The sequence below is a fragment of the Micromonospora sp. NPDC050417 genome (assembly GCF_044458865.1).
Classification (GTDB): domain Bacteria; phylum Actinomycetota; class Actinomycetes; order Mycobacteriales; family Micromonosporaceae; genus Micromonospora_G.
In genome coordinates this window covers 271,015-281,638 of record NZ_JBITIH010000007.1, presented here as the reverse complement: position 1 = coordinate 281,638, position 10,624 = coordinate 271,015, and the positions used below count along the sequence as shown (strand labels likewise).

General features: G+C 71.1%; 9 protein-coding genes. 4 read left to right on the top strand and 5 right to left on the bottom strand.

The genetic code is table 11. From position 1 onward, the window contains the following. Nucleotides 1–297 precede the first annotated feature (297 nt). Together lanKC and ACIBF5_RS12305 are read left to right on the top strand one after the other, a co-directional pair. A complete protein-coding gene (gene lanKC / locus ACIBF5_RS12310; protein WP_396810843.1) occupies nt 298–2,928 on the top strand; it encodes a class III lanthionine synthetase LanKC in 2,631 nt (876 codons plus the stop codon). 81 nt (nt 2,929–3,009) lie between these two features. Further along, complete coding sequence (locus ACIBF5_RS12305; RefSeq protein WP_121153817.1) at nt 3,010–3,138, top strand: SapB/AmfS family lanthipeptide; 129 nt, start codon at nt 3,010–3,012, stop codon at nt 3,136–3,138. Between the two features lie 87 nt (nt 3,139–3,225). Here ACIBF5_RS12305 and ACIBF5_RS12300 read toward each other — a convergent pair whose 3' ends face one another. Continuing rightward, nucleotides 3,226–3,828 (bottom strand): response regulator transcription factor, encoded by a 603-nt coding sequence (locus tag ACIBF5_RS12300; protein ID WP_396810841.1) that lies wholly within the window; start codon nt 3,826–3,828, stop codon nt 3,226–3,228. 96 nt (nt 3,829–3,924) lie between these two features. Beyond that, nucleotides 3,925–4,530 (bottom strand): response regulator, encoded by a 606-nt coding sequence (locus tag ACIBF5_RS12295; RefSeq protein WP_396810839.1) that lies wholly within the window; start codon nt 4,528–4,530, stop codon nt 3,925–3,927. A gap of 145 nt (nt 4,531–4,675) precedes the next feature. Between ACIBF5_RS12295 and ACIBF5_RS12290 the strand changes: the two genes are divergently transcribed. Continuing rightward, the gene (locus tag ACIBF5_RS12290) at nt 4,676–5,848 is read left to right on the top strand and encodes a PLP-dependent aminotransferase family protein (protein WP_396810837.1); all 1,173 of its coding nucleotides are present in this window, start codon (nt 4,676–4,678) and stop codon (nt 5,846–5,848) included. A gap of 34 nt (nt 5,849–5,882) precedes the next feature. Here the strand turns inward: ACIBF5_RS12290 and ACIBF5_RS12285 are convergent, their stop codons facing one another. After that, on the bottom strand, nt 5,883–6,533 hold the full coding sequence (locus ACIBF5_RS12285) for a hypothetical protein (RefSeq protein WP_396810835.1): 651 nt from the start codon (nt 6,531–6,533) through the stop codon (nt 5,883–5,885). A gap of 243 nt (nt 6,534–6,776) precedes the next feature. Here ACIBF5_RS12285 and ACIBF5_RS12280 point away from each other — a divergent pair, with 243 nt between their 5' ends. Beyond that, nucleotides 6,777–7,286: a GNAT family N-acetyltransferase gene (locus ACIBF5_RS12280; RefSeq protein ID WP_396810834.1), complete on the top strand. Its 510-nt coding sequence runs from the start codon at nt 6,777–6,779 to the stop codon at nt 7,284–7,286. 34 nt (nt 7,287–7,320) lie between these two features. On the opposite strand, the gene ACIBF5_RS12275 is transcribed toward ACIBF5_RS12280, so the two are convergent. Together ACIBF5_RS12275 and ACIBF5_RS12270 are read right to left on the bottom strand one after the other, a co-directional pair. Continuing rightward, nucleotides 7,321–8,307 carry an aldo/keto reductase gene (locus ACIBF5_RS12275; protein WP_396810832.1) on the bottom strand — a complete coding sequence of 329 codons (987 nt, stop codon included), beginning with the start codon at nt 8,305–8,307 and terminating at the stop codon, nt 7,321–7,323. Nucleotides 8,308–8,438: 131 nt separating this feature from the next. Continuing rightward, a complete protein-coding gene (locus ACIBF5_RS12270; protein WP_396810831.1) occupies nt 8,439–10,526 on the bottom strand; it encodes an NPCBM/NEW2 domain-containing protein in 2,088 nt (695 codons plus the stop codon). Nucleotides 10,527–10,624: the final 98 nt, after the last annotated feature.

Here is a 10,624-nt window from a genome sequence, read left to right as displayed (position 1 = left end):
GTTGCCGCCACCCCCCCCTTCGCCTTGTCGGCGTGTCCCCCGGCGCCACCTTCCCCACCGTTCCTTTGGCCGCCCCCCCGGGGGGGGGGGGGCCCCCCCCCCCCCCGCGCCCCGCCCCCACGGCCGTTTTCTGGTAGGTGGCCTCGGGCACGCTGACATTTGTCATGAATGGGTGTGCGTCCGGCACGTGCGGTGATGACTTAGCGCACTAGAGGCCCACGGTCCCGTGCACGAGACTCGAACCATCGATCGAGTCACGGAATCCCGCGCAGGGATCCGCCGGAGGAGCCGCCCACGATGGACGAACGCTACGACGCGTACTGCGCCGCCGACCCGCTCTTCTACGACTCCCTCGCCACCACCGGCGCGTCCACCGTCGAATTCGCGGTGGCGGCCCGACCGGTGCCGTCGGGCTGGCAGCGCGAGCCGAAGGACGACTGGTTCGTCTACGGGCCCGCCGGCGACAGGCTGCCCGCGCAGGGGTGGAAGATCCACCTCTCGGCCGGGCTGGAGAACGCCGAACGGGTGCTCGCCAGGGCCTGGGACTACTGCGTACCGCGTGGGCTGTCGTTCAAGTTCCTCCGGGGGCCGCGCCTGCTGCTGCTCCGCAACGCCAAGTACGCCCCGCGTGGTTCCAGCGGCAAGTTCGTCACCATCTATCCGCACGACGTCGCCGAGTTGGAACTGGCCTGCAAGGAACTGGACGAACTGCTCGCTGGCGAGGTCGGTCCGTACATCCTGAGTGACCTGCGGTACGGCACCGGGCCGGTCTTCATCCGCTACGGCGGCTTCGCCGCGCGGTACTGCCTCTCCCCGCAGGGGCAGGTGGTGCCGGCGATCGCCGACGCGGACGGGACCCTGGTGCCGGACCGCCGGGATCCGGTACTGCACGTGCCGCCGTGGGTGACGTTGCCGGACTTCCTCGCCCCGCACCTTGCCGCGCGGAACGCGACCACCACGAACGACCTGCCGTACCGGATCGAGCGGGTGATCCACTTCTCGAACGGTGGGGGGCTCTACGTCGGGCGGGACCTGCGTAGCGACACCCCGGTCGTACTCAAGGAGGCCCGCCCGTACGCCGGGCTGGACGCCACCGGCGCGGACGCGGTACGGCGGCTGGCCCGGGAGGCGGAGATGCTGCGCCGGCTCTCCGGGGTGCCACAGTTGCCCCGGGTACACGACGAGTTCGACCTCGGCGAACACCGGTTCCTGGCGATCGGGTTCGTCGAGGGCCGTGCGCTGAACAAGGTGCTGGTCGAACGGTATCCACTGATCGACGCCGACGCGGAGCCTGCCCAGGTCGCCGCTTACGCGACCTGGGCCCGGGACGTCCACCAGCAGGTCGAGGCGATCATCGACGCGATCCACGAGCGCGGCGTGGTCTACGGCGACCTGCACCTGTTCAACATCATGATCAGTCCGGACGACCGGGTGACCCTGGTCGACTTCGAGGTCGCGGCGCCGGCTGACGAGCCCGGTCGGCCCGGGTTGCGCAACCAGGGTTTCGCCGCGCCGCGCGACCGGACCGGCTTCGCCGTCGACCGGTACGCACTGGCCTGCCTTCGGTTGGCGCTGTTCCTGCCGCTGACCCCGCTGGTCCGGCTCGCGCCAACCAAGGCCCGACACCTCGCCGACATCATCGCCGCGCACTTCCCCGTGCCCCGGACCTGGTTGGCCACGGCGGTCGACGAGATCACCGGCGGCACCGCGCCGACCCGGGCAGCAGCAACGACAACGACGGCACCAACGACAGCGGCAGCGACGGCAGATCCGGCGGACTTCCCCGTCGATCCGGAGGGCTGGCCCCGGCTGCGCGACCAACTTGTCGCAACGATCCTGGCCAGCGCCACCCCGGACCGTCCCGACCGGCTCTTCCCCGGCGACATCGAACAGTTCCGGTCCGGAGGGCTCAGTCTGGCCCATGGTGCCGCCGGAGTGCTGTACGCGCTCGCGGCCAGCGGCGCCGGACGGTACCCGGAGTACGAGAACTGGTTGGTCGAGCGGGCGCTCGACCCGCCGTCGGGCAGCCGCTGCGGCTTCTACGACGGGCTGCACGGGGTCGCGTACGTGCTGGAACACCTCGGTCACCGGCAGCGGGCGCTGGACGTACTCGACATCTGTCTGCGTGAACCGTGGCGACGACTCGGCCACGATCTGACCGGCGGCCTCTCCGGGATCGCACTCAACCTGGCCGAACTGGCGGCGCGGACCGGTGAGCCGGGACTCTGGGACGCCGCGTGGCAGGCCGCCGACCTGGTCGGTACGCAGGTACGAGCGAGCGATGTCGACGGCGGCACCACGACCAGCGGCGGCACCACGACCAGCGGCGGGCAGCATCCGTACGCCGGGCTCACCCGGGGCCGGTCCGGCCCGGCGCTGATGTTCCTGCGCCTGTACGAGGTCTCCGGTGACCCGGCCCTGCTCGACCTCGCCGCGACCGCGCTCCGCCAGGACCTGCGGCGCTGCGTGGTACGCCCGGACGGGGCGATGGAGGTGGACGAGGGCTGGCGGACGATGCCGTACCTGGCGCACGGCAGCGTCGGCATCGGACTCGTCCTTGACCAGTTTCTGCGGCACCGCCCCGACGAGGAGTTCGCCCGGGCCGGCGCGGCGATCCGGCGGGCGGCCCGATCACCGCTCTACGTGCAGTCCGGGCTCTTCGCCGGCCGGGCCGGCATCATCGTCTACCTCGCCGCCCGCGCCGCCGAGGAGGACCGGCGGGAGTTGGACGACCAGTGTCAGCGGCTGGCCTGGCACGCGATGCCGTACCAGGGTGGTCTCGCCTTCCCGGGCGAGCAGTTGCTACGGCTCTCCATGGACCTCGCCACCGGGACCGCGGGCGTGCTGCTCGCGATCGCGGCGGCCCGCTCGGCGCAGCCGGTGAACCTGCCCTTCCTCACCCCGTGGGGCAGCCTGCCGCCTCGGTGACGCCACGGGCGGCACCAACTGAGACTCCCTCGCGTCCGTGAGGGTGGACAACCGATCGAACCGGAATTGAGGTGGCACGACATGGCGCTTCTCGACCTACAGGGCCTGGAACTGACCGCGGCCGAGCTCAAGGGGGGCGACCCGGGCGGAAGCCGGGCGAGCCTGCTGCTCTGCGGCGACAGCTCGCTGTCCCTGGTGACCTGCAACTGATCGGATCATGACCGGGCCCTGGGCGGGTGGGACATGCCGCCTGCCCAGGGCCGCTTTCTGGTCGGCCGTCGTCGGAGCGAGCCGCCGTCAGATCCAGCCGGCGTCGTGGGCGATCCGGACCGCCTCGATCCGGGTCCGCGCACCGGCCTTGGTCGCGATCCGGGACAGATGATTGCGTACGGTGCCCGGTGACAGACCGACCCGGGCCGCGATCTCGACCACCGGGCACCCGTCCGCGGCGATCTCCAGCACCTCGGTCTCCCGGGCGGTCAGCGGGCTCTCGGTGTTCAGCGCCGCCACGACCAGCTCCGCGTCGACCACCGGCTCCCCCCGGGCGAGCCGCCGCACCCCGTCGACCACCCGTTGCGGCGGTACGTCGTTGCCGAGGAAGCCGACGTTGCGGCTACGACTGTGCAGTGCCCCGCCAAGTGCCCGGGGCCGGCGGGTGTCGACCAGGACGAGCACCGGGCACGGCTGTTCGTACTGTGGCGCCGCCCCGGCGGGTCGGCCGGTGCCGTAGAGCCCCGAGTCGACGACGGCCACGTCGGGACGACTCGACCGGATGGCGGGCTCGACCTGTTCGATCCGATCGAGTTCGGCCACCACGTCGATGTCGTCCTCAATGGTCAGTACAAAGGCGAGCGCGCCACGGATGAGCGCGCCGTCGAGAGCCAGCAGTGTGCGGATCAATCTATCGTCGCCTCTTCCGGGTTCGACAGAGTCACCATATGTAGGGATTTAAACACGAACATTCATGCACCGCTCGTTGGCGCGGCGATCCACCCTTCACAGCCAGCCGTCCCGCTGTGCCCGCCGAACCGCCTCCAACCGGTTCCGGGCACCGGTCTTACGCAGGATCACGGTGAGATGGTTGCGCAGGGTCCCGTACGCGAGGTAGAGCCGGCGGGCGATCTCCCTCAGCGGCAACCCCTCCGCCGCTGCCCGCAGCACCTCCCGCTCCCGGTCGGTGAGCGGACCGACCGGGGGACTGAGCGCCGCCACCGCGGTCGCCGGATCGATCACCCGCTCCCCCGCCGCCACCAGCCGCACCAACCGGAGCAGCTCCGCCGGCGGCAGGTTCTTGTCGACGAATCCGCGTACGCCCGCGCGCAGCGCCGCCTGGAGGGTCTGCGGGCACCGGCGTCCGGTCAAGGCCAACACTGCACTCCCCCGCGCCCGTACGCCGAGTTGTCGCAGCACGGCGAGCGGGTCGACGTCCGCGAGCTCGATGTCGATCAGTACGACGTCCGGACGTTCGCGACGTACGACGGAGACGATGTCGGCGCGGGACGCGAGGTCGGCAACCACCTCCAGGTCGTCCTCGCTCGCGAGCATCATCCGGAGCGCGCCCCGGAGCAGCCCGATCTCCTCGACGATCAGCACGCGGATCACGAAGCCTCCCGATCTCGGTGCCGGCCGGCGATGAGCCTTCGTGTCAACTGAACCGCTCGACATCGTAACGTCCGGTCACCAAGTGTGCACGTTTAGCAAATTGCGGTACCTCGGACAGTTCGATGCCGGTGGTTATCTTGTGCAGATGCCAGCCAGCACCTCGAACGGGCTTCCGCTCGTGCAGTTCCAGAGCGCCCCGGAGACCATCGACCTCTCCTGGGGTCACCCCGACCCGGCGAGCCTGCCGGTGACGGAGTGGGCCGAGGCGTCCGGCGGCGCCCTGCGTCGGTACGGCGGCTCCGCGCTGGCGTACGGCTACGCGAACGGGCCGGGCCCGCTGGTCGAGTGGCTGTCGCAACGGCTGGGCCGGACCGACGGAGGCGCCCCGGACGCCCGACGGATCTTCGTGACGGCCGGCGCCTCGCACGCGTTGGAACTGGTGGCGGCGCTGCTCTGCCGGCGCGGGGACACGGTGCTGGTCGACGCGCCCACGTACCACCTGGCCTTCCGGATGCTCGCCGACCACGGCGTGACACTCGTACCGACCCCGTCGGACTCCGACGGCATCCTCCCGGCCGCGACCGGGGAGCTGGTCGAACGGCTGCGCCGGGAGGGGCGGCGGGTGCCGCTGCTCTATCTCGTACCGACCTTCGGCAACCCGACCGGGCGGTCCCTGGCGCAGGCACGCCGGACGGAACTGGTCGCGGTGGCCGAACGGACCGGACTCGTCCTGGTCGAGGACGACACCTACCGCGAACTCGCGTACGACGCCCCGGCTCCGCCGTCGCTGTACAGCCACGCCGAGGACGGGGTCGTGATCCGACTCGGGTCGTTCTCGAAGACCGTCGCACCCGGGCTGCGGCTCGGCTGGCTGACCGCCGCACCGGCGCTGGTCACCGCGCTCGCCCGGCGCGGCTACGTCGACAGCGGCGGCGGGGTCAACCACGCCACGGCGCTGTCGATGGCGGAGTTCGCCCGGCTCGGCTCGTACGAGCGCCACCTCGAACGGATGCGGATCCGCTACCGCGCACAACGCGACGCGCTGGTCGCCGCCGTACGGCAGCACCTGCCGGACATCGAGTTCACGGTGCCGGCCGGTGGCTGGTTCCTCTGGCTGCGGCTACCTGAGTCACTGCGCGCCTGGGCGCTGCTGCCGTACGCCGAGGCGAACGGTGTGTCGTACCTGCCCGGTACGCACTTCTTCGTCACCGCCACCGGAGACGCGTACCTGCGCCTCTCCTTCTCTCTCTTCGCCCCGGACCTGCTGGCGGAGGGGGCCCGCCGGCTCGCCAGCGCGGTGGCGGAGTCGACCTCGTGACGGGGCGCGGACCTCGTCCGCGCGAAACCCGACCTCAGCCGAGGGTGTCGCCGGTCGACTCCGGGGTCCCGGTGCCGGTCGGCGTCGGATCCGGGGTCCGGGTCGGGTCCGGCGCGGCCGTGACCGTGTCCGTCGGGGTGGGCGCCACCGGGTCGCTGGGGGTGGGGTCGGGAGTCGGCGAGGTCGACGGCGGTGGGTCGCTCGGCGTCGGAGACGCGGACGGGCTACCACTCGGCGTCGGGGTGACCGTCGGGGTCGACGACGGGTGGGTCGGCGGGGTACGCGGGGTCTGCGTCGGCCGCGGGCTGCCGGGGGTGCCGCTGGTCGGGCGCGGGGTCGACGGGGCGCCGGGCGTTCCGATCGGCTCGGCCGCTCCGCTGCCGCTGGTGTCGGGTACGAGTCGCGCCTCGACGGTGCTGTCGTTGGCGGTCGGGGTCATCGGCGCGCCGGTGTCCGTCGGTCCCGCCGACTGGCCTCCGACGGGCGCAACCGTCAACGCGGCGGGCGCGGCGGGGCCCATCTCCTGGGAGGTCTGGCTACCGGTTCGGGTCGGCACCCGGTGCGGGTCCGAGGTCTCGACGGCGGTGAACGCGACGCCGAGTCCGGCGCTGCCGACGAGGAGGGCAGCAAGCACCCCGATCGCGGGCCGGGGTGGGGGTGGCGTCGGACGGCGGTGGGCGGGCACCAGAACTCCCGTACGGGTGAGACGAAAAGGCCAGGTCAAAGCGGCAAAGCCTGACCCTGCCGGGGTTCGCGCCAGCACGCAACGAGACAGGGGAACCTGTGCCCTATCTCATAACCAATCAATGCCGATCCCCTGATACAAGCACTCGACCGGCAAATCGGATTAATCAGTTGCAGTTGACGAAACCAACCAAGGTAGGCTGCTCGATCGCACCATTCAGGGCACGTGGTCGAAGGGCGGGACATGACCGAGGTGCTGATCGCGCCGTGGGACGCAGGCGACCTCGACCTGCTACGCCGTCTCAACAGCCCCGAGGTCCGCCGGCACACCGGTGGCCCCGAGTCCGACGAGCAGGTACTCGTACGGCACGAGCGGTACGTGCGCTTCGCCGACACCGGCCAGGGGTGCATGTTCACCGTGGTTTCGCCGACGGAAGAGGTGAAGGTCGGAAGCGTCGGTTACTGGGAGCGCCTCTGGCACGACGAGACGGTCTACGAGATGGGTTGGGCGATCCTCCCCGAGCACCAGGGGCGGGGCCTCGCCACCTCGGCGGTCCGGGCGGTGGTGGAGGTGGCCCGCGACCGGCGCCGCCACCGGTACGCCCACGCGTACCCGTCGGTGGAGAACCCGGCCTCGAACGCGGTCTGCCGCAAGGCCGGTTTCACCCTGCTCGGCGAGACCGAGTTCGAGTACCCGCCGGGCCGGATGATGCGCTCCCACGACTGGCGTCTCGACCTGACCGGAGCGGACTGAGCCGTACCGCTCCGGTCAGGTCGAGGCGGGCCGGTCAGCCGGCCTGGTCGAGGCGGGCCCGCTGCTCGTCGGTCAACTCCAGCTCCACCGCTTCGATGCTCTCGTCGAGCTGGGCCACCGAGGAGGCACCGACCAGTGGGATCGCCGGTGTGACGCCACCCATCAGCCAGGCCAGCACCACCTGGTTGACCGTCGCCCCGGTCTGCGCCGCCACCTCGCGCAGCGCGGCCAGCCGGCCAGGGGCACTGGGCAGGTCGTACGCCGGGCCGAACGGCTTGTCCGGACGGGTATAGGAGCCCTTCACCAGCGGCGAGTACGCGACCAGGGTCAGTGTGGGCTCGACCCGCAGGTAGCTGGCGAGGTCCGGGCCGACCGAACCGATGTCGCCGTCGGGATCCAGCTCGCTCGGCAGGTCGGTACGCCGCGCCAGGTAGGTGTGGTGGTACTGGAGCACGTCGTAACCGGGAATGCCGGCCGCGGCGGCGATACCGCGCGCCCGCTCCACCCGCCAGGCCCGATGGTTGCTCGCCCCCAGCAGACCCACACTGCCCTCGGCGACCAGCTCACCGAAGGCTTCCACGGTCTCCTCCAGCGGCACCGTCCGGTCTTCGATGTGTGCGTAGAGCAGGTCGAGCCGGTCCATGCCGAGCCGTTCCCGGCTACGTTCGGCCGACTCGCGGATCACCTTGGCGGAGAGCCCCTCGGCGTTGTCGGTGTAGCTGGTGCCGGGAGCCAATGGGCGGGCGCCGAGCTTGGTGGCGATGACGATCTTGTCGCCGATGCCCCGGCTGTGCCGCCAGCGGCCGAGCAGTTCCTCACTCTCCCCGCCCTGCCCGCCGTTCTGCCAGAACGCGTAGTTGTCCGAGGTGTCGACGAAGGTGCCGCCGGCCTCCACGTACCGGTCGAGGATGGCGTACGAGGTGGCCTCGTCGGTGGCGGTGCCGAAGAGCATGGCCCCGAGGCTGAGGACGCTCACGTCGCGTCGGGTCCGTGGGTCCGTGCCGATCGTGCGGTACCTCATGGGTCTCCTCTCCGTCCCGGCCGTCACCGGGGCGTCGGAGTCCACCCTCGACCTTCGAGCACACTCGAAGTCAAGAGTTCTCACACGAGAGCGCGCCCAGGTGAAGATCACCTGGGCGCGACTCTCGTGGATCAGCAACTCGCGTTCAGGCCGACCCAGTTGGCACGGTCGTTGTAGCCGCCGTCACCCGCGTCGCCGACCACCAGGTCGAGCACGCGGACACCGGTCAGGTCGACGTCGAACTGGCGGGGGTCGTCCCGGCCCACCACCGCGCTGTCGAACAGGACCCGGCCGTCACCGACCACCTGGAAGGTCGCCGTCGCACCCTCGGGGCCGACGTTGCGCACCGCGTCGTCGATGCCAACGAGGCCGGTGAGCTGACGGCACTTGCCACCCGTGTAGTAACGGATCGTGGAGGGCGAGGCGACCCCGATCCCGGTCGGGTAGACCTGACCCACCACGCTGATCGGCGACCAGCCGCCGACACTCAGATCGATCGTCGGGCTCATCCAACCGCTGGTGGCACTGATCCAGGTGTGGTGCGAGAGCGCGACCTCACCCTGGGGCGGCGTCGGGGCGAGCACCACCGTCGAGACCGTGACCTGCCGCAACCGCCCGTGCCCGATCGCCTCGTACGTCGTGGTGGCGGTCAGGTCGGCGGTGCCGGGAGCGGTCCCCGCCGGCACCTTCACCGTGAAGGCGAGGGTGGTGGACTGGCCACCGGTCAGCGCCACCGGCGCCCGGCCGATCGGACGGACCGTCCAACCGACGGGTGCCGCCAGCGTGACCTGCGGCGCGAGGACCGGCAGCAGCCCGTCGTTGCGTACGACGACCTCGACTCGCGCCTCGTCGCCACCGGCGAGGACCGGTGCCGTGCCGCCCGGCAGGGCGTCGGCGCCGACCCGCGTCACCTGCGGAAGCCCGGAGGTGATGTGCGGTACGCCCGGCAGGCCACGGTTCGGGCTGACCCGGAACAGTGCCGCGCCGTGGGCCGCAACAGCCGCGCTGATGGTGCCGGCACTCTCGGTGACCTGGTTGGTCCACGCGTTCTCGACGGTGAAGCGGGCCCCGGAGAGGCCGACCGACGACGCCTTCGTGGTGAGGATCTTCGGGCTCTCGCCCCGGTTCAGCAGCATGACGGCCCGGTCACCGTCGGCGAGCCGCTTGACCCATGTCTCCGTCGTACCGGCGGCACCGACCCGCACGGCCTGCACGCCGGCGGGGTCCTGGTTGATCGCCAGCGCCTCACGGTCGGTGAGGGCGTCGATCGATGCCTGGTTGAGCTTGCGGACGTCGCTGCCGATGACCAACGGCGCGGCGGCCATGGACCAGAGCGTCATCTGCGTACGGAATTCCTCGTCGCTCATGCCCAGGCCGGGGGCCAGGTAGTCCGGGTCGTTGAAGTGCCCCGGACCGGCGACCTCGGGGTGCCGCGCGTTCGCGTCGTAGTTGCGCAGGACGTCCTTGAACTTGATGTCGCCGACGAAGCCGACATCGGTGTAGGTCCGCCAGGACTGGGCGATCTGTGGCGCGTAGCTCCAGGAGTACGTCGACTGCTGCTCTTGCGGGTAGTTGCCCCAGTCGGGCGAGGTCACGGGGTTGCAGAGGTTGAAGATGATCGGCCGGTGGCTGGCGTTGTTCCGCAGCGCCCGCGCGAACTCGGTGTAGACCGTCTTCGGGTCCAGGTCGGCGGCGATCCCGCAGAGGAAGTCCACCTTCACCGCGTCGAACTTCCAGGCGGCGAACTGGTCCGCGTCGCGCTGGTAGTAACCGCCGCCGCTGCCGAGTCCGCACTTGCCGGGGATGTACGGTCCGGCGTCGGTGTAGATGCCGGCCTTCAGGCCCTTGGCGTGGATGTAGTCGACGAGTGGCTGCAACCCGTTCGGGAAACGGGTCCGGTCGGCCTGGAGGTCGCCGGCGGCCGTACGTGGCTCGGGGTCCTGCCAGCCGCCGTCGAGCCAGACGATGTCGTAACCCGCCTTGGCGAGGCCACGGCTGACCATGGCGTCGGCGACCTCCCGTACGGACTGCTCGCTGAAGTCGCCGCCGAGACCGAAGTAGGTGTTCCACCCCTGGTACGGCGTCGGGCTGAGCACCTGGGCGGGTGCGGGCTTCCGACTGGCCGTGGTGTCCGCACCAGCGCTGGCCTGGGCGGGTACGGGTGCGACCAGCAGACCGGTGGTGAGGGCGAGTAGGCCGGTGAGCAGATGTCGTTTCACAGTGGATTCCTTTGCTGCGAGAGGGACGGGCGCCGCACCGGGACACTCACCGGTTGTGTCGGGAGCTGCTCGTGTTCCGGCTCGACCTCGCTCCGGGG